The following is a 17,791-nucleotide window of genomic DNA, read 5'->3' as shown; positions in this document are numbered from 1 at the left end:
GGGAGATGGCGCGGGGGCGTCGCCCGGACGCCGGCGCGCGCGCTTGCCCAGCGGCCCCGTAGCCCTGCTATCGTCGCGGCCCATGACCGCCTCGACCTCCGAGAAGCTCCTCTCCGATCTGGAAGCGCGGGGCATCACCCGCGCCAAGATCGGCGGCTTTGACATCGACGGCCTCCTCCGCGGGAAGTACGTCTCCCTCGAGAAGCTGAAGAGCGCGCTCGGGAGCGGCTTCGGCTTCTGCGACGTCATCTTCGGCTGGGACATCGCCGACGTCCTCTACGACAACACGAAGGTCACCGGCTGGCACACCGGCTACCCGGACGCGCACGCGGTCCTCGACCCGAGCACGCTGCGCGACCTGCCGTGGGAGCCGAACACCGTCGCGATGCTCGCCGACTTCCGCGACGAGCGCGGCGCCCCGCACCCCGCGTGCCCGCGCTCGCTCCTCAGGAGCGTGATCGCGAAGGGCGAGCGGATGGGGATCTCGGCGAAGCTCTCGTGCGAGTTCGAGTTCTTCCTCTTCGAGGAGACGCCGCGCTCGCTCCACGACAAGCGCTTCGCCGGCCTCACGCCGCTGAGCCCCGGCATGTTCGGGTACTCGTGGGTCCGCGAGGGGCAGAACAAGCAGCTCATGGCCGCCATCCTCGACCAGATGCGCGCCTTCGACGTCGAGATCGAGGGGCTGCACACCGAGACCGGCCCGGGCGTGTACGAGGCGGCGATCCGCTACGACGACGCGCTCCGCGCCGCGGACAAGGCCGCGCTCTTCAAGGTCGCCATGAAGCAGATCGCCCACGAGCACGGCCTCTCGGTCACGTTCATGGCGAAGTGGAACGCGGACCTGCCCGGCTCGAGCGGCCACCTGCACCAGAGCCTCTGGCGGGACGGCAAGAACCTCTTCGACGACGCGTCGGCGCCCGACCGGCTCCCGGCCGCGCTGCGCCACTACGTCGGCGGCCAGATCGCGCTCATGCCCGAGCTCACGGCGCTCTACTCGCCCACGATCAACGCGTACAAGCGGTACGTGCCCGGCGTCTGGGCGCCGCTCACCGCCAGCTGGGGCGTCGAGAACCGCACGGCGGCGATCCGCCTCATCGGCCTCGGCACGCCCGGCGCGCGCGTCGAGTACCGCCAGACCGCCGCGGACATCAACCCGTACATCGCCATGGCCGCGTGCCTCGGCGCGGGGCTCTACGGCATCGAGCACGGCGTCGAGCCGCCCCCGCAGGCCTCGGGCGACGCGTCGAGCGCCGAGTCGTCGCGCCTCGCGCTGCCGCGCTCGCTCGCGGAGGCGACGCGGCTGCTCGCGGGCAGCCAGAAGGCCCGCGAGATCCTCGGCGAGAGGTTCGTCGACCACTATGTCCTGACGCGCGACTGGGAGGTCCGGCAGTACGAGCGCGCGGTCACGGATTGGGAGCTGAAGCGCTACTTCGAGGCGGTGTGATCATGAGCCAGTTCACGGTTTGGAGCTTTCCTACACGCATCCTCTTCGGCGCCGGCGTCGTCGAGCAGACGGGCGCCGAGGCGCGCCGGCTCGGGGCGGCGAGGGCCCTCATCGTCACGGACAAGGGCGTCGTCCGCTCGGGTCTGCTCGAGCCCGTCGCGGCCTCGCTGCGGAAGGAGGGGCTCGAGGTGGCCGTCTTCGACGACGTGCTCGGCAACCCGATCGAGAAGAACGTGCACGACGGCGTCGCCGCGTTCCGCGACGCGCGCGCCGATCTCGTCGTGGCGCTCGGGGGCGGCTCGCCGCTCGACGTCGGCAAGCTCGTCCGCCTCGGCGTGAACCACGATCGGCCGCTCGTCGACTACGACGACGCCACCGGCGGCGATCGCTTCATCACGCCGAACGTCCCGCCGATGCTCGCGATCCCCACGACGGCCGGGACCGGCAGCGAGGTCGGCCGCTCGGGCGTGGTGACGCTGGACGTGAACCACCGCAAGACGGTGATCTTCTCCCCGCACCTGCTCGCGAACGCCGCGCTGCTCGACCCGGTGATGACGCGGTCGATGCCGGCGTTCCTGACGGCGGCCACGGGCTTCGACGCGCTCACCCACTGCATCGAGGCGTACGTCGCGAAGGGCGATCACCCGATGGCCGACGGCATCGCGCTCGAGGGCATCCGCCTCGCCGCCGCGCACCTGGAGCGCGCGGTGACGCACGGCGACGACCTCGAGGCGCGCGGCGGCATGATGAAGGCGGCGATGATGGGCGCCGTCGCGTTCCAGAAGGGGCTCGGCGCGTGCCACTCGCTCGCGCACCCGCTCTCGAGCGAGTGCGGGCTGCACCACGGCCTGGCCAACGCCCTCTGCCTCCCGCCGGTGGTCGAGTTCAACGTCGCCGCGGCGGCGCCGCGCCTCGCGCGCGTCGCGGCGCTCCTCGGCGCCGCCGAGGACGCGGCCGCGTGCGCCGAGGCCATCCGCGCGCTGCGCGCCCGCATCGGGCTCGCGGCCGGCCTCGAGAAGGCGGGGGTCTCGCGCGACAAGCTCGACGCGCTGGCCGATCTCGCCGCCCAGGACGCGTGCCACACGAGCAACCCGCGCCCGTGCTCGCGGAACGATCTCCGCCATCTCTACGAGGCCTCCTTCGCGGGCTGACGCGCGCGACGCGCGGCTGTCTGTCGGGCGCGTCGCTCGGCCGTGGGGCGCGCGGCGCGCATCGCTCGGCTGTCGGGCGCGCGGCGCGCTCGCGTCGCCGCCTGGAGGGGGCGCCCTGACCCGCGTCGATCGCGGCGGGGAGCACGGCCATTTCCCGGCATCCGCCGGTCCGCTGGGCGCCGGCCTACCTCTGGCCGACAATGGATAAATGAGGTAGCAGGGGTGCACGATGACGGCCACCACCACCGAGCGCACCGCGCGTCCAGCGACCTGCCAGATGTTCGAGACGCCGCTCATCGAGCGATTTTCGCGCATCCACCCGATCACGCCGTTCGCCTTCTGGCTCCCCGTCCTCGGCTACCTGGGCGTCCGCGCCGCCGGGTTTGGTGTCGGCCTCTGGTCCGGGCTCGGCCTCGTGCTCGTCGGTCTGTTCCTGTGGACGTTCGCCGAGTACGTCCTCCACCGCTACGTGTTCCACTACGTCGGTCCGCGCCTGTGGCAGCGCCGGATGCACTTCGTTCTCCACGGGGTACACCACGACTTCCCGCAGGACGCCGACCGGCTGGTGATGCCGCTCGGCGCCAGCATTCCCCTCGGCGCCGTCTTTTACATACTGTTCCGCGCCGTCTTCGGCCCTGTTCCCGCGGATCCGCTGTTCATCGGCTTCGGCCTCGGGTACCTCGTGTACGACGGCACCCACTATGCCATTCACCACTTCCGCATGAGCTCGCGCTGGGGGAAGTGGATCAAGCGGCATCACATGGTCCATCACCACACGGGAGAACACGCGCGGTGGGGCGTGTCGTCGCCGCTCTGGGACTGGGTCTTCGGGACGATGGGCACCTCGCAGCCGGGAAAAGGCAGCTGAGCGGGAGGGCGGCGCGCGCACCGGTGCGCGCCGTGGAGGATCGTCCGCGGATGGGAATGGCCCCGGCGCGCGGCGGGTTGAGGGGCCATGGTTCGGTTGCGTCTGTGCGCTTCCAACTCTGCGAGGGACGCGGCGCGGCAGCCCGGCGCTGAGCTGCGGGCGCGTCGAGGAGGGGAGCGAGGAGGGGAGGGGGAGCGGGGCCGCGTCGACGTCGTTCGCCGGCTGCGTGAGGGGGCGGCGAACGACGTTGGCGCGGCGGCGTGCGCGCGGCGCCTCGGGCGCGCGGCGGTTCGGTGGGCTGGACGAGGGGAGCGCGGCGCCGCGGGCGCCTCAGGGCGCGGGCGTGCCGGAGGGGGCGAGCCCTGCTGCAGGCGGCGCGTCGGGCAGCCGCCTCATCGCGCCTGCATAGAAGGTGCGGAGCGTGTTGCGCCCGCAGTACGGGCACAACCACGCCACGTCGAACCGGTCGAGGTGGGCATTGATGCTGTGCGCCGGAGCGAGCTCCTTGTCGGCTTCATCGCCGGCCGACCGACCGCGGGGAGCCCGGGTGGCCCACCCGGCGGTGACGTGCCGGTGCTCGTCCAGGGTGGCTGAGAGGCTTGCCTGGCACTCGCAAGGTGTGGAGATGAGAAACCGACTCATGCATGACCGTCCTTCGTAGATGTTTCCGTAGTCGATGCCAGCATGCCGCGACGCGGCGAGCTCGAGAGAGCCGCAGCGCGGCGTGCCCGAGAAAGAGCGCGTCCTCATATAAAGGTTGGTCAGTTTGAGCTCAAGGGGTGTTAGCCTGGGGCACGGTTGCCCTGGTGTGACTGAGGAAGGGGAGTCCATGACCGTTCGACGTGCACCTCGTGAGCGCGCGACGCCGGCTTCGGGGAGGTTGCAGGTCGTCGAGGCGTGCAGGCCCGGGCCGCGCTCGGTGCGCAGCTTCAGGATCCTGCTCGCGCACGACGCCCGCGCCGCGACCTGCGACGCGCTGGCGCGCGCGATCGAGGCGACCCTGGCGAACGTCGAGATCGTGGACGCGTCGTCGATCGACGACGCCCTGCTCGCGTCGGCGACCGAGCGGTTCGATGCGTGCCTGATCTGCCTCGATCTGCCGCCGGCGCCGCTCGGCGGCGCGCGGCTCGCGAGCGAGCTCGTGGACAGCGACCACCCGGTCGTGCTCGTGACGAGGAGCCTGCGGTGGCTGCCGCCGGACAGGCCGACGCTGCAGCAGCTGCCCTGGATCCCGCCGGACGCGGGCGCGGACGAGATCACGAGCGCGATCGAGGCGGCGACCAGCGACTGCAACAGCGCCGTGCGGAGGCGCTCGCCGCTGCCGGGCGACGTGCTCGGCGTGCCCGCGCTCCGCGCGCGCGCGCGCCGCTAGCGCTCCGCCGACCGGGCGCCGGTCGGATGGCCGAGCGCCGGGCGCCGGTCCGGATGGCCGGGCGCCGGTCGGAAGCCGCCGGAACACTGGGCCGGAACCGGCGGAGGAACACGGGGCCGGAACCGGCGGAGGAATCCGGGGACGGAAAAGAGATGAAGGGGGTTGCTCTGCGGCTCGGGATTGGGTAGAAGCTTCCTCCACCTCAAGCGGGACTAGCTCAGTTGGTAGAGCATCAGCTTCCCAAGCTGAGGGTCGCGGGTTCGAATCCCGTGTCCCGCTCCGAGGATTGCCGGCCCCCTCCTGCGCTGGCGGTCCTCCTGCTGTTGGTGCCTCGGGCCCGATGAGCGCCTCTTCGAACGGCGCTGCCCGAGACGGCTCCTCGAGCTGAGCTCGGAGCAGCGGCGCGCCGCGGGCGCTCCAGCGCCGAGCGCGCCGCGTGAGACGGACGCGCTCTGGGAGCGCACGACGCTCGAATCGGGCCTGCTCCCGCTGCGTGGACGCCGGTGCCCCACCCCAGGGGGACACCTGGAGGTGTTCATGCAGGATGGCCGGCGCATCGCGCTGAACGCGGCGCTGATGCTCCTCAAGCAGGCGATCATGGCCGTCCTCGGCGTCGTGTTCGTCGGCTACCTCGCGCGGAAGGTGGGCGTCGCCGCCTGGGGGGAGTTCCAGGCGTCGCTCGCGATCGCAGGGATCGTCACGATCGCCGCCGGCATCGGGGTGCGGGGGTACCTCGCCCGGGAGATCGCCGTGCAGCCGGAGCTCGGGCCGCGTCACCTCGGCGCGGCGCTCACCATCCGGGGCGTGACCGGGACGCTGGTGCTCGGCGCGACCGTGGCCGTCGTGCTCGCGACGCGCTCGGGCCTCGGCGCGCAGCTCGTCGTGCTCGCCGCGGCGTCCCAGCTCGCGACGCTGCTCTACTCGACGATGTGGCTCTCGTTCGAGGCCCACGAGCGCTTCCAGTACATCCTCTACGCGGAGCTCGGCGCGCGGCTGTTCGTCATCGCGCTCTCGGCCGCCCTGCTCGCGCTCGGCTACGGCGTCGTCGCCGCGGCCGCGGCGTTCGTGCTCGGCAACGTGCTGGAGCTCGGGATCACCGCGCACTACCTGCGCTCCCGGCTCTACCGGCCCGAGCTCACCACGCCCCCCGCCGAGCTCTGGGAGATCGTGAAGCGCAGCCTGCCCATCGGCGCGCTCGGGGCGCTCACGAGCGCGCTGCTCCAGACCGATCGCGTGATGCTCCGCGCCCTCTGCGACGAGGAGGCCGTGGGCGTCTACAGCGCCGCCTGGGTGCTGAGCGAGAACTTCAGGATGCTGCCCGACGTGCTGCTCGGCGCCGCCTTCGCGGCCGGCATGCGCCTCTACGCTCAGGACAGCGAGGCGTTCGGCCGCCTCTACCGCGGCTGCATGCTCGTCGCCGCGCTGTTCGGGCTGCCGGTCGCCGCCGGCGTCTTCCTGCTCGCGCCGGACATCGTCCAGCTCGTCTACGGATCGGCGGGCGACTACGCGCCGGCGGCGGACGTCCTCCGGATCCTCGCCTGCGGCGTCCCCGTGACGTTCGCGTTCCAGGTCGTGACGCTGCCGCTGCTCGCCGCCAAGCGCGAGGTCGCGATGGTGAAGCTGCTCGCGGTGGCGCTCGTCGCCGACGTCGCGCTGAACCTGCTCCTCTTGCCGCGCTACCGCGCCGTGGGCGCCGCGTGCGCGACGCTCGCCGTCAGCGCCGGGTCGCTGATCGCGTCGTGGGGCCTGAGCGCGCGCTGGACCCGGCGCGTCGAGCTCGGCCGCATCGCCGCGATCCTCGCCGCGACGGCGGCGATGACCAGCGCGGCGTACGCCGCGCGCGCGCTCGCGGGGATGTGGGCGTCGATCGCGGTGGGCGCGGCCGTCTACGTGGCCCTCCTCCTCGCCCTGCGCGCCGTCTCCTTCCGCGAGCTGCGCGCGCTGCTCGCGCGCCGCGTCCGCGCTTCGCCCGCCACCGCGGCCTGATCCGCGTTCCGCCGCGGGCGGGGCCCGGCGCTGCGCGCGCGGCGCTCTGCGCGCCTGTGCGGAACAGGAGGTCATCGAATTTTCGGCTTTTCCGCCGGAAGCGGCGCTCGCCTCGGGTCCCCGCGGCTGCCGACATGCGCTCTCATCCGGCGGGATCCACGCAGCGGCGCGGGGCGCCCGTGGCTCGGAGGTGACGGTGCCGCGGCCCTCTCCGTGGCATGCAGCGTGAATAGCGGAGGGGCGATGTGGCGGCGCGGGCAGGTCCGGGGGGTGCCCGGGGTTGGGCGACTCCGGCAGTGGATGGCGCGGCGGCCGTCCTCGCTCCGCGCCTTCGGCATGCCGGCGCGCGCCGAGCTGGGCGCGCCCGAGCAGCCGTGGAGGCCTCGCGAGATGGACCTGCCCATGGGCGACGGCGGCTACGCGCTGCTCGCGCGCCTCTCGGCCGGCGGCATGGCCGAGCTGTTCCTCGCGTGCCGGCGCGGGCCGGCAGGGATCGCGCACCCCGTCGTCGTGAAGCGCCTTCGCCCCGAGGCGCGGCGGGATCCGTCGATCGTGCGGATGTTCCTCCGGGAGGCGTGGATCAGCGCCCGGCTTCAGCACCCGAACGTGATCCGGTTCCACGACTTCGTGTTTCACGAGGGGCGCCATCACCTCGTGGTCGAGTACGTCCCGGGCTGCGATCTGGCGGCGGCCGCGCGCGCCCTCTTCTCCGAGGGGCGGCCGTTCCCGATCGAGGCGGCCCTCGAGATCGGCGTGGGCGTGCTGCGGGCGCTCGGGCACGCGCACGCGCTCCGCGACGACGGCGGGCAGCTCGTCGGGCTCGTGCACCGCGACGTGAGCCCGCAGAACGTGCTCCTCTCGCTCGAGGGCGAGATCAAGCTCATCGACTTCGGCGTCGCGGAGATGACGGCGATGCGCGGGATCCTGGACGAGGTCTTCCCCCTCGGCTCGCCGGGCTCGGCGGGCGGCGCGGCGCCGTCGAGCGACGCCCCCACGGTGAAGGGCAAGCTCGGCTACGTGGCGCCCGAGCAGCTGCGCGGGCAGAGCATCGACGCGCGGGCCGATCTCTTCGCGGTCGGGGTGATCCTGTTCGAGCTCTTGACGGGGCGCCGCCTGTTCCACCGGAAGGACGACGGCGCCACGATGCGCGCGGTGCTGTCGGGCGAGGTGCCGGCGATCGCGCCGCTCCGCCCGGCGTGCCCTGCGCTGCTCGAGGAGGCGGTGCGGCGCGCGCTCGCGCGCGATCCCGACGATCGCTTCGAGGCCGCGGCGCAGATGGAAGAGGCGCTCGCCGAGGTGCTCGCCTCGGTGCGCAGGGCGCCGGGCGGTGGCGACGAGCCGAGCTCGAGCGAGCGCGGGCTCCTCGCCGGCCAGGAGATCGCCGCGCTCGTGCGCGAGGTCGCGAGCGGGCGCGATCGCCACCGGTCGCTGCTCGTGCGGGGCTGCCGGCGATCCGCCGGGATCCGCGGGCGCCCGGGCGCGCGGCGCGCCCTGTCGAGCCGCTCCGGGGACGATCGCGGCGAGGCGGCGCCCGCGGCGCGCGGCCCCGACGCGGGCGCGGAGGAGGCGGCGATCGAGATCGAGCGCAGCGAGGGCAGGGACGCGGTGACGCCGCACTGGAGGGACGCGCGCCCGCCGCGGCGCGCGCGGCTCCTGCAGTGGCTCGTGATCGCGGCGGTCACGTTCGCCGCCGGCGCGCTCGCGGGCAGGGCGATCGGCGCGCTCGACGACGGCGCCGCGCCGGCGAGCCGCGGCGCGCCCCGGTAGCGCCGCGGGTCAGGAACCCAGCAGGGATCTGCCTCGCGAGCGAGAAGAAGTTTCAACGCAAAGGCGCCAAGAGCGCAAAGACGCAAAAATGCATCATTTGTTGTTTTGCGCCTTTGCGCCTTTGCGCCTTTGCGTTGAACTCTCTCTCCGGCGCCTCGCGGTCCTTGAAAGCGCGGAGCTCGCGCGATCTCCGGGAGACACCCATTCGGCGACGCCGCCGTGATGCGCCGAACGCGAACGGCCCTTTGCGGTCGCGCGCAGCGACGGGCTCGCTAGCCTAGCCGGCCCTGATGTTCCTCCGGAATCCCCTGAGCCGCTCCCTCGCGTTCGCCGCATTGCTCGTACCCCTCCTCGCGAGCGCCACGCGCGGGAGCGCGCTGCCGCGCCCGGCCGCCGTCGAGCCGGGCGCGCCGGCGGCGCCGAGCGCGATCGACGCCGCGATCGCGGAGCAGCCCGTCTGCGTCGGCTCGACGGTCGCGAGCGCGGGGGAGCTCGGCGACATCCTGTTCTACCGCAGCGCGCCGGGCGAGCGCGGCACGGTCTCGGTCGGCTATTACGCCTTCTTCTCGGAGGAGCGGCCCTGGGGCAACAACTGGCTCACCTGGACCGTGCTGCCCGCGCTCGCCGTGGACATGGTCTACACGCACGGGCTGCTCTTCGGCCCGGGAGTCCAGCGCGTCGCCTACGGCAAGGGCGACGTCGAGGGGTTCAGGATCGTCTACGGCGTGGGCGAGGACGGGCGGCTCACGGCCGAGCACGGCGCGGCCGACCGCGGCGATCACAGCGAGGTGCGGCTCGAGCGGGCCGATCTGCTCGCGGTCGATCCCGCGCGGCCGACGGTCTACTCGCGGTGGTGGAGCCATCAGCTCGGCGGGCAGGGCGCGGGGCCGGGCGATCTCGTCTACCGCCGCTGCTACGGCGCGGGCGCGATCCGGCCGCTGCCGCCGGACGTCGCGCGCGATTTTCGCCTGGACCGGCGCGCCGTGCCGGCCCGCGTGGTGCCCGCCGCGGCGCTGCTCGAGCCGCCCGCTTCGCCGCGCTGGCGCGAGCCGGCGGAGGGGGCGAGCGCTCAGGGCCTCGTCGCCTTCCGGCCGAGCGTCGCGTTGTAGATGGCGAGGAGGATGACGGCGCCGAGGATCGACATGAAGAAGCCCCCGCTCGACTGGTACGACGGGTAGAGGCCGATGGCCCGGCCGATGAAGCCGCCGAGCAGGGCGCCCGCGATGCCGAGCAGCGCCGTAATCACGAAGCCGCCGGGATCGCGCCCGGGGGTGAGCAGCTTGGCGATGACGCCGACGATGAGCCCAAACAGGATCCACAACAGCACGGACATGGTTCGCTCCTCTCGACACCGGACGACGCCGAGGGGCGTCTTCCCGCGTCAACGCGGAGGCCAGCGTTTGCAGACGACGTGCCGTTCGCGGTGAGCTCGGTTCGCACCGGGCTGAAGCGGAGGCTCGGCGGCCAGCGTGAACGGCGTCACCATCGGGCCCGCGGCGCTGGGCACCCGGTGTACATCGGCGACCCGCGTGGCGCGCCGACCCCGAGGCCGGTCTCCCGCTTCCGGGGCGCTCACGGCGGCTCCAGCGGACAGGCGCGCTCCGGCTCGTCCGCGCGCAGCGGCGTGGGCCGCGCGTCGCCGGTCGGGGGCGCGTCGCCGTCGCGCCCCGGCGAGGGCAAGGCGAGCGGGGCGAGCGCGGCGCCGGCAGCGCTGAAGAGCAGGCACAGCGATCCGCCGAGCACCGTGGCCGCGACCGTGCCGACCACGACCGGAGCGAGCCGCCGGCGACGCCGCCGGCGCAGCCGTGCCTGGCTCCGCAGCCCGCCGGGCAGGCGCGCTCGCAGCAGGAGGACGGGCGCGAGCGCGGCGTCGAGCTCCGGGCTGCGAGGCGCGCAGGCAGGAGGAGGCGGCGGAGCCATGGCGCTGGGAGGCGCCGCGTCCGCCGGCGGCGCGCCGGCCGCGGCGGCGTCCGCGGCCGTCACGACGAGCGCCGCCGGCGGGCAGGGCGAGGCGCGGTGGCCGACCCAGGTGGACGCGGACGAGGGATCGCGCCGCGCATCCGGCGGCGAGCAGGGCAGATCCAGGGGCGCGCTCCCCGGCAGCGAGGACGGGGAGCGGTACCCGACCCACGTCGAGGCGCACGCGGAGCGCGCCGCGGCGCCGTCCGCGGAGCGCGCCGCGGCGCCGTCCGCGGAGCGCGCCGCGGCGGCGTCCGCGGCGGGCTCGGCCGCACCGCGCGTCCAGCGCGACGAGGCCGCCGCCTCGGCGCGCGCGCTCGGGGCCGGGGGCCGAGCGAGGCTCGCCGCGGCGCGATCCTCCGCGGCGGAGCGCCCGCTGCGGAGCGCGACGTGCGCGAGCGCCTCGCGCAGGGCGCGCGCGCTCTGCGGGCGATCGTCCGGGTTCTTGCGCAGGCATTGCAGGATCAGCGCCTCCAGATCCGGATCGATCGCCGGGTGGAAGGCGCTCGGCCGGGGCGGCGGGGAGTCGACGTGCGCGGCGGCGAGCGCGACGGGCGTCGGGCGCTCGAACGGGAGCCGCCCCGTCGCCATCTCGAAGAGCAGCACGCCGCACGCGTAGATGTCGCTGCGCGCGTCCACGGGCTGCCCTGCTGCCTGCTCCGGGCTCATGTAGGCGGGGGTCCCGATGACGAGCCGGCCGTCGTCGGCGGCCGCGGCGAGCAGCGGCGCGCCCGCGAGCGCGCCGGAGCGCTCGTCGTGGAGCAGCTTCGCCGTCCCGAAGTCGAGGAGCTTCACCTGCTCGAACGGCGCGCCGTCGTCGTCGACGCGGGGCACCAGGCGGATGTTCTCGGGCTTGACGTCGCGGTGGATGACGCCCGCGTCGTGCGCGTGCTGCAGCGCGGAGCACAGCTGGCGCATGATCGCGACGATGCGCTCCGCGGGCAGGATCGGCGCGGCGTTGAGCAGGTCGATGAGGTCCCCGCCGTCGAGGTGCTCGGTGACGAGATACCAGAGGCTCGGCGGCTCCGGCTCGCGCCCGTCGGCGCCCGCGAACGGCGCGCCGTGGGGGCACGACGGCTCGCAGCCGAAGTCGAGGACCCGCACGATGTTCGGGTGATCGAGCCGGCTCGCCGCCATCGCCTCGACGTGGAACCTCAGCACCGCGTCCCCGGCGCGGGCGCCGCCGGAGCGCGGCCGCGACTCGGTCGAGGGCCGCTCGCTCACGCCGCTCGAGGCGCGGAGGCCCGGATCCTCCCGGCGCGACGGCGCGCAGGCGCGCGTCGTGCAGGCGCGGAGGCCCGCTCCGCCCGCCGCGCCCGGCGAGGCGCCGCGCTCGCGGATCATCTTCACCGCGCACGCGCGCCCGAGCCCGAGGTGCCGCGCGCGGTAGACGCGCCCCATCGCGCCGGCGCCGATCAGCTGCTCGATGAGGTACCGCCCCCCGAGCAGGCGTCCCCTGAGGGATCGCTCCGAGGACGGGAGTCCCGCGTCGAGGGGCGCGGAGGAGCGGAGGCAGTCCATGGCGCGTCCCACGCAGCAGAATGGGTGCCATCGCGCTGTGCGGACGGTTCACAGCCGCCCGCGGACGGCGCGGCGGCGCTGCGCGCACCCTCGCCGCGCCGCCGCGCCGCTCCGCGGAGCGCGCCGAGCGGCCCGCGCGCCGCGCGCCTCCGCGGGCAGGCGCCGCGAAACACCGGACAGCGCGCAGGGCGGCGGCGCCGCGGGGGCTGATTTGTTCCGTTGCCGACGGCCTGTGATAGCGTGGCGCGCGAGGAGGCCCGAGTGCTCTTGAGACGATGCGTTCCGTTCGCTGCGGCGCTGTTCCTGCTGCTCCCGACAGGCGAGGTGCTCGCGCAGTCGGACCAGGACAGAGCAGCGGCCCGGTCGCTGGCCACGCAGGGCGCCGAAGCGTTCACGTCCGGTCGCTTCGACGAGGCGATCGATCTGCTCGGTCGCGCAGAGGCGCTCGTGCACGCGCCGACGCACCTCCTGCTGATCGCGCGCGCGCAGACGCGCCTCGGCCGGCTCGTCGCGGCCAAGGAGACGTACCTGCGGATCGTCCGCGAGGAGCTGCCGTCCACGGCGCCGTCCCCCTTCAAGAAGGCCCAGCAGGACGCGCGGGAGGAGCTCGCCGCGGTCGATCCCAGGATCGCGTCGCTGCGCATCGCGCTGGAGGGCGCCGCCGGCCGGAAGATCGCCGTGAAGCTCGACGGCCAGCCGGTCGCGGACGCGCTGCTCGGCGTGCACCGACCGATCGATCCCGGCAATCACGCGGTGACCGTCTATCCGCCGGGCCTCTCGCCGATCGAGCAGGCGGTCACGCTCGGCGACGGCGAGCGGAAGGAGCTGAAGATCCCGGTCCCGGAGAGCCCGGCCATGCCGCCCTCGCCCGACGCCTCGGGGGCGGGGCAGGGGACCTGGAGCAGCGGCCCAGGCGAGGTCCCCCCCGAAGGCCCGCCGGGCAAGCCGGAGCGAAAGACGAACGTGCTCATGCTGGGCGGGGGCATCGCGGCCGCGGCGCTCGGGCTCGGCGGGGTCGTGGTGGGCTCGGTGTTCCTGGCGAAGGGCGGCTCGACGCAGCAGCAAGCGAACGACCTGAGCAAGACGTACCGGTGCGAGTCGCAGGCAGGCCCCAGCGCGGGCTGCGGTCCGCTGATCCAGCAGAGGATCAAGCAGCTCGACGCGGACGCCGCGGATCAGCAGACGACCGGCACGATCAACCTCATCACGGGCGGCGTGCTCCTCGTCGGCGGCGCGACGCTGATCGTGCTGGAGCTGACGTCCAAGCCAGAGCCGTCGAGCTCGGCGTGGGTCGCCCCCTACGTGACGCCCACCGGGCTCGGGGTGCGCGGCGCGTTCTGACGGGGGCGCCCCGCGCGCGCTCAGTAACCGAAGTCGCCCGGAACGCCCGGCTTCTGCGGCTTCTGGGGCTGCGCGCTCGGCTTCGTCGGCGGCGCCTGCTGCGGCGGCTTCGTCACGGGCGGCGGCTTCGTCTGGGGAGGCGGCGTCCGCGGCGAGAGCGGCTTCACCGGCGCCGAGGACGCCGCCGGGACGGCGCTCGGCTCGGCCGTGGCGGGCGGCGTCGGCGGCGTGAGCTCTGCGGCCGAGGCGCTCGCGGTGACGACCGGCGGCTCCGGCGGGGGCGGCGTCGCGGTCGTCGGAGGCGGCGGGGGCGTCGCGATGGCCGTGGCGCTGACGGCGCTCGGCTCCGGGGTCGCCGCGCCCGACGGCCCGCTGCCCCCGAAGGCGAGCCAGACGGCGACGCCCGCGCCGAGCAGGGTGGCCGCCGCGGCGATCGCGGCGAAGATCGGCATCCGGGACGGGGGGCGCGTCGCGCGGCCCGTGACGCCCGACGAGGCGCCCCACGAGTTGGCGGTCAGCTGCGGCGTGTGGCCCATGCCGGGCACCGCAGGCCCGTTCTGGCCCCACGAGGGGGTGTCGGGGCGGAGGGGGGGCGGAGGGGTCGTCGTCACCTCGGGCTGGGACGGCAGCGACAGCCGCGGGAGGGACGTCCGCCCCGTGTTCAGCAAGGCAAGGTTGGGCCGCGCCGCAGCCCAGGCGAGCAGCGCGCTCTTGAACTCCGCGCAGCTCTGGAAGCGGGCCCCCGGCTCGCGCGCCATCGCCTTCTGGATGATCCCGGAGAACTCGACGTCGAGGTCGGGCACGAGCTGCTGGGGGAGCGGCGCCGCCTCGAGGACGATCTTGAAGAGCAGCTCGTTGAAGGTCGCCGCGTCGAACGGCACCTGACCGGTCGTCGCCTGGTAGAGCAGCACGCCCATGGCGTAGATGTCGGTCCGCTGGTCGACGGGGCTGGAGCCGCGCGCCTGCTCGGGCGACATGTAGTAGGGCGTCCCGACGACGGCGCCCGTGCGCGTCATGCTCATCTCCGCGCCGGCGAGCGGCGAGAACTTCGAGACGCCGAAATCGAGCACCTTCACGAAGTTGCTGAGCCCGGCCTTCACGGGGATGACGAAGATGTTGTCGGGCTTCAGGTCGCGGTGGATGATCCCCGCGGCGTGCGCGGCGCCGAGCGCCTCGAGCACCTGGACCATGATCGGCACGGTGATCTCGGGCCCGAGCCGCCCCGCCCGCTCGATCTTGGCGCCGAGGGTCTCGCCCTCGAGGTACTCCATGACCATGTACCGCGTGCCGTCGGGCAGCACGCCGAGGTCGAGCACCTCGCAGATGTGATCGGAGCCGATCCGCGCCGCGGCCTGGGCCTCGCGCTCGAAGCGCGCGACCGACTCGGCCTGGCTCGAGATGTTGGCGTGCAGCAGCTTGATGGCGACGCGGCGCCGGATGCGCACGTTCTCGCCTTCGAAGACCGCCCCCATGCCCCCCTGGCCGAGCAGCCGGACGATCCGGTACTTGCCGTCGATGATCTCGCCGACCAGCGCGCTCATGCCGGCGTTCCCGGTGCGGAGAAGCAAATCACCCGGGCAGACTAGCACGGTGGCCCGAGGGCAGCCTACGCCCTAGCGGGCGGGCGCGCCGTCGTGTCTCCGTCTCCGCTTCCGCTTCCGCTTCCGCTTCCGCTTCCGCCTACCCGCACGCGGACCTCCGCCCCGCACACCGACCGCCACCCGGCGCGACGCGCGCCGTTCGACGCAGCCCCCCCGCGCGCGCCCTTCGGCCGACGGCGGAATGAAAGCCCCGCTCCGCGCATCCGCGGGGCTGGCGCAGGGGTTCTTCGTGATAACGTCGCCCTCGTATGCCGGTTTACGAGCTATCGGTCGACGGAACCCTGGTTCGCGAAGCGGAGAAGGTCGTGTCGCTCGTGGGCCGCGAGTTCCCGACGCTCGTCATGCGCTGGGAATCGCGCCTGTTCGACCAGCCGTGGCTCACCACGCTCGTGCTCGACTACGTGCTCGCGTTGCCGCCGCTCATCGTCGGGCAGGCGACGTTCAACGAGGTCAGGCTCGCCGCCTTCACGGGCCGCGCGGGCACGAAGTTCATGTACTTCGGCACCGAGATGAGCGCGAGCGTCCCCCGCATCGCGCCCGAGATGGAGAACGCGATCGCTCCGTCCGAGCTCTACCAGGAGTTCCGCCTCGACGAGCAGACTTGCCCGATCCCCTACCTGAAGCTGATCCAGGTCAGCCCGCGCATCTACGGCGAAGGGCTCCAGAACTACTACTCGCCCCCGATCAAGGTGGAGCGCTACGACGGGGTCGCCTCGCCCGAGCTCATCGCGGACTTCTTCCCGAAGGTCGTCGCGAACCTCGATCCCGTGAAGGGGACGACGCTGGTCGACCCCGCGCAGGGCTTCTGGACGGGCGCGCGCTTCCTCGGCGCCACGGCGATCGCCATCCTCCGGCAGGGCCGCGTGGTCGGGCTGCACCGCCGCACCGGCAAGACCGACAAGGACCCGATCCCGCCCGAGGTGAAGCGGCGCGATCCGCGGCTCGACGTGCGCGCCGACTGGGTCGCCGTGGACATCGGCGCCGCGTCGACGGCCGTCGCCGTCCGGGGAGAGCGCGGCGGCGCCGAGTTCGTCCGGATCGGCGCCGACGGGCCGCTCCGGGTCTCGGCCGACAACGAGAGCCCGAGCGAGGTCGCGTTCGAGGCGCTCGCCCGGACCACGAAGGCGTGGCGCGACCGGGTGATCCTGCCGATGACGCGCTGGGGCGACGTGCTCGTCGGGCACGCCGCGCGCGACATGCGCCTCCGGCCCGGCGATGGCGCCCACGAGCGCGCCGCGGCCTCGCTCCCGGCCCTCGCGCTGCTGCGCGAGCGGACCGAGCGCGGCGAGCCGTTCCGGCTCCGCGGCCGGAGCGACCCCGACACGACCGAGGCGCTGAAGAAGCCGGCGCCGCCCGTCATCGACGAGGAAGGGATCGGCGCGCACGACCCGTTCGATCCGATCGAGCTCTACGCGTACTACGTCGGCCTGCACCTGAACCAGCGCTCGCGGGGCATCTCCACGCGCTACGCGATCACGATGCCGACGGGCTGGTCGCCCGAGCGCCGCGCCAGCGTGCTCATCGCCTTCCGCCGCGGCCTCTTCCGGAGCCTGCCCGCGGGGCTCTGCGAGTACCACGACCTCGAGGGGCTGAAGGTCGTCGACGCGGGCCCGTCGGCGATCGCCTACGCCGTCCAGGCGTTCCGTATGTTCGGCATCCAGCCGCGCGACGGCGGCGTCCCGTTCTGCGTCATCGACGCCGGGGCCAGCGAGGCGGGGATCGCCTTCGGCCTCCTGCGGAGCGCGAAGGCCCACGAGGCGGCGCAGGGGCTGGAGCGGATGGTCGAGTACCTCGATCCCACGGCGATCCCCTGGCTCGGCGGCGAGCGGCTCCTGCACCGGCTCGCCTACCGGGTGTACGCGGCCAGCGAGGCCGAGATGCGCGAGCGCCGCATCCCGTTCGAGCGCCCGCTCGAGGAGAGCCCGCTCGACGACGCGGAGGCCCTCTTCGCGCCGTCGCCCGACGCGCGCGCCAACACCTGGGCGCTCAAGGAGCTCCTGCGGCCCCTCCTCGAGGGGGGGCCGAGCGCGCCGGTCGCGGAGCAGCTCGCGCTGGTCGGGCTCGACGGCGAGAGCTCCGTGGTGCCGCTCTCGATCGACCGCGGCGCGCTGAGCGGCGCGATCGACGGGTGGTTCCGCGACGCGATCGACGTGTTCCGGCAGCACCTCGGCGGCGCGGTGGCGAAGATCGGGCGCGAGCCGGACCCGTACCAGGGGCTCCGGATCCTGCTCGCCGGGCGCCTCGGGATGAACCCGCGCTTCGCCGAGCTGCTCGCCGGCGTGCTGCCCGCGGGCGTGCAGCTGCACCGCTTCAAGGAGCCGGACAAGGCGAACCTGGGCGCGCCGACCGTCAAGATGGCCACCGCGCTCGGCGCGCTGTCGCTGCGGTTCGATCGGATCGGGGCCGCGCTCCGCGCGGAGAAGCGCGACGCGTTCCGCTACCGCGTCGGGCGCGCCCGCCACGGGCAGCTCGCCGACGTGCTCGATCCGTCGGTCGACTACGACGCGTGGCGCGAGATGGGCGCCTGCCTGAAGCCCGAGATCGAGGTCCTGTTCATGGCGGCCGAGGACGAGGGGGAGGTCGCGGCCGACGATCCCCGGGTGCGCCGCGCGGTCTGCGCGCTCGGGCGCGACGCCGTCGGGCAGCGGCTCTACATCCGGGCCGTCGGCCCGGCGCGCGCCGAGGTCAGCGTGGGGCCGCCCGGCGGCGAGCCCTCGGCGAGCGCCGTGTGCTGGTCGGTCGACCTGCAGAGCGGCGCCGCGGAGAAGACCGGCGGCTGAG

The 17,791-nt window shown here is 74.1% G+C and carries 13 protein-coding genes and 1 tRNA gene; 10 read left to right on the top strand and 4 right to left on the bottom strand.

The genetic code is table 11. The annotated features are described in order from the left end of the window. Positions 1-82 precede the first annotated feature (82 nt). From WMF20_RS23010 to WMF20_RS23000, 3 genes are all read left to right on the top strand, one after another. A complete protein-coding gene (locus WMF20_RS23010) occupies positions 83-1,444 on the top strand; it encodes a glutamine synthetase family protein (protein WP_437616773.1) in 1,362 nt (453 codons plus the stop codon). Next, positions 1,441-2,595, top strand: coding sequence for an iron-containing alcohol dehydrogenase (locus tag WMF20_RS23005; RefSeq protein ID WP_437616772.1), 1,155 nt, complete (start codon positions 1,441-1,443; stop codon positions 2,593-2,595). Before WMF20_RS23010 ends, WMF20_RS23005 begins: the two co-directional genes overlap by 4 nt. A gap of 229 nt (positions 2,596-2,824) precedes the next feature. Next, entirely contained in the window at positions 2,825-3,463 is a 639-nt protein-coding gene (locus tag WMF20_RS23000) for a sterol desaturase family protein (protein ID WP_437616771.1), read from the top strand. 330 nt (positions 3,464-3,793) lie between these two features. Here the strand turns inward: WMF20_RS23000 and WMF20_RS22995 are convergent, their stop codons facing one another. Beyond that, positions 3,794-4,105, bottom strand: coding sequence for a hypothetical protein (locus tag WMF20_RS22995; RefSeq protein WP_437616770.1), 312 nt, complete (start codon positions 4,103-4,105; stop codon positions 3,794-3,796). Positions 4,106-4,292: 187 nt separating this feature from the next. Between WMF20_RS22995 and WMF20_RS22990 the strand changes: the two genes are divergently transcribed. The 5 genes from WMF20_RS22990 to WMF20_RS22970 all read left to right on the top strand — a co-directional run bounded on the left by WMF20_RS22990 (position 4,293) and on the right by WMF20_RS22970 (position 9,697). Beyond that, on the top strand, positions 4,293-4,835 hold the full coding sequence (locus WMF20_RS22990) for a hypothetical protein (protein WP_129576359.1): 543 nt from the start codon (positions 4,293-4,295) through the stop codon (positions 4,833-4,835). A 206-nt stretch (positions 4,836-5,041) separates the two neighbouring features. Then, positions 5,042-5,114: transfer RNA gene (locus tag WMF20_RS22985), tRNA-Gly, on the top strand. A 258-nt stretch (positions 5,115-5,372) separates the two neighbouring features. Next, positions 5,373-6,821, top strand: coding sequence for a flippase (locus tag WMF20_RS22980; RefSeq protein ID WP_437616769.1), 1,449 nt, complete (start codon positions 5,373-5,375; stop codon positions 6,819-6,821). A gap of 225 nt (positions 6,822-7,046) precedes the next feature. Further along, positions 7,047-8,588 carry a serine/threonine-protein kinase gene (locus tag WMF20_RS22975; protein ID WP_437616768.1) on the top strand — a complete coding sequence of 514 codons (1,542 nt, stop codon included), beginning with the start codon at positions 7,047-7,049 and terminating at the stop codon, positions 8,586-8,588. 290 nt (positions 8,589-8,878) lie between these two features. Next, positions 8,879-9,697, top strand: coding sequence for a hypothetical protein (locus tag WMF20_RS22970; protein WP_437616767.1), 819 nt, complete (start codon positions 8,879-8,881; stop codon positions 9,695-9,697). Here WMF20_RS22970 and WMF20_RS22965 read toward each other — a convergent pair. Further along, positions 9,658-9,921: a GlsB/YeaQ/YmgE family stress response membrane protein gene (locus WMF20_RS22965; RefSeq protein ID WP_437616766.1), complete on the bottom strand. Its 264-nt coding sequence runs from the start codon at positions 9,919-9,921 to the stop codon at positions 9,658-9,660. The genes WMF20_RS22970 and WMF20_RS22965 overlap by 40 nt on opposite strands. Positions 9,922-10,160: 239 nt before the next feature. After that, positions 10,161-12,068: a serine/threonine-protein kinase gene (locus WMF20_RS22960; RefSeq protein WP_437616765.1), complete on the bottom strand. Its 1,908-nt coding sequence runs from the start codon at positions 12,066-12,068 to the stop codon at positions 10,161-10,163. A 261-nt stretch (positions 12,069-12,329) separates the two neighbouring features. On the opposite strand from WMF20_RS22960, the gene WMF20_RS22955 reads away from it, so the two are divergent. Further along, the gene (locus WMF20_RS22955) at positions 12,330-13,409 is read left to right on the top strand and encodes a tetratricopeptide repeat protein (protein WP_437616764.1); all 1,080 of its coding nucleotides are present in this window, start codon (positions 12,330-12,332) and stop codon (positions 13,407-13,409) included. A gap of 20 nt (positions 13,410-13,429) precedes the next feature. Here the strand turns inward: WMF20_RS22955 and WMF20_RS22950 are convergent, their stop codons facing one another. Further along, the gene (locus WMF20_RS22950) at positions 13,430-14,950 is read right to left on the bottom strand and encodes a serine/threonine-protein kinase (protein ID WP_437616763.1); all 1,521 of its coding nucleotides are present in this window, start codon (positions 14,948-14,950) and stop codon (positions 13,430-13,432) included. Between the two features lie 308 nt (positions 14,951-15,258). Between WMF20_RS22950 and WMF20_RS22945 the strand changes: the two genes are divergently transcribed. Next, entirely contained in the window at positions 15,259-17,790 is a 2,532-nt protein-coding gene (locus WMF20_RS22945) for a hypothetical protein (RefSeq protein ID WP_437616762.1), read from the top strand. Position 17,791: the final 1 nt, after the last annotated feature.

This window comes from Sorangium sp. So ce834, from assembly GCF_051521425.1.
Taxonomy (GTDB): domain Bacteria; phylum Myxococcota_A; class Polyangia; order Polyangiales; family Polyangiaceae; genus Sorangium; species Sorangium cellulosum_D.
The sequence above is the reverse complement of the archived record's forward strand: the minus strand, read 5'-3'. Positions and strand labels throughout refer to the sequence as shown.

Excerpts from the sequence above, each read along its gene's own strand:
- WMF20_RS23010 (WP_437616773.1), top strand. The coding sequence starts at position 83 with ATGACCGCCTCGACCTCCGAGAAGCTCCTCTCCGATCTGGAAGCGCGG.
- WMF20_RS23000 (WP_437616771.1), top strand. The coding sequence starts at position 2,825 with ATGACGGCCACCACCACCGAGCGCACCGCGCGTCCAGCGACCTGCCAG.
- WMF20_RS22995 (WP_437616770.1), bottom strand. The coding sequence starts at position 4,105 with ATGAGTCGGTTTCTCATCTCCACACCTTGCGAGTGCCAGGCAAGCCTC.
- WMF20_RS22990 (WP_129576359.1), top strand. The coding sequence starts at position 4,293 with ATGACCGTTCGACGTGCACCTCGTGAGCGCGCGACGCCGGCTTCGGGG.
- WMF20_RS22980 (WP_437616769.1), top strand. The coding sequence starts at position 5,373 with ATGCAGGATGGCCGGCGCATCGCGCTGAACGCGGCGCTGATGCTCCTC.
- WMF20_RS22970 (WP_437616767.1), top strand. The coding sequence starts at position 8,879 with ATGTTCCTCCGGAATCCCCTGAGCCGCTCCCTCGCGTTCGCCGCATTG.
- WMF20_RS22965 (WP_437616766.1), bottom strand. The coding sequence starts at position 9,921 with ATGTCCGTGCTGTTGTGGATCCTGTTTGGGCTCATCGTCGGCGTCATC.
- WMF20_RS22960 (WP_437616765.1), bottom strand. The coding sequence starts at position 12,068 with ATGGACTGCCTCCGCTCCTCCGCGCCCCTCGACGCGGGACTCCCGTCC.
- WMF20_RS22950 (WP_437616763.1), bottom strand. The coding sequence starts at position 14,950 with ATGAGCGCGCTGGTCGGCGAGATCATCGACGGCAAGTACCGGATCGTC.
- WMF20_RS22945 (WP_437616762.1), top strand. The coding sequence starts at position 15,259 with ATGCCGGTTTACGAGCTATCGGTCGACGGAACCCTGGTTCGCGAAGCG.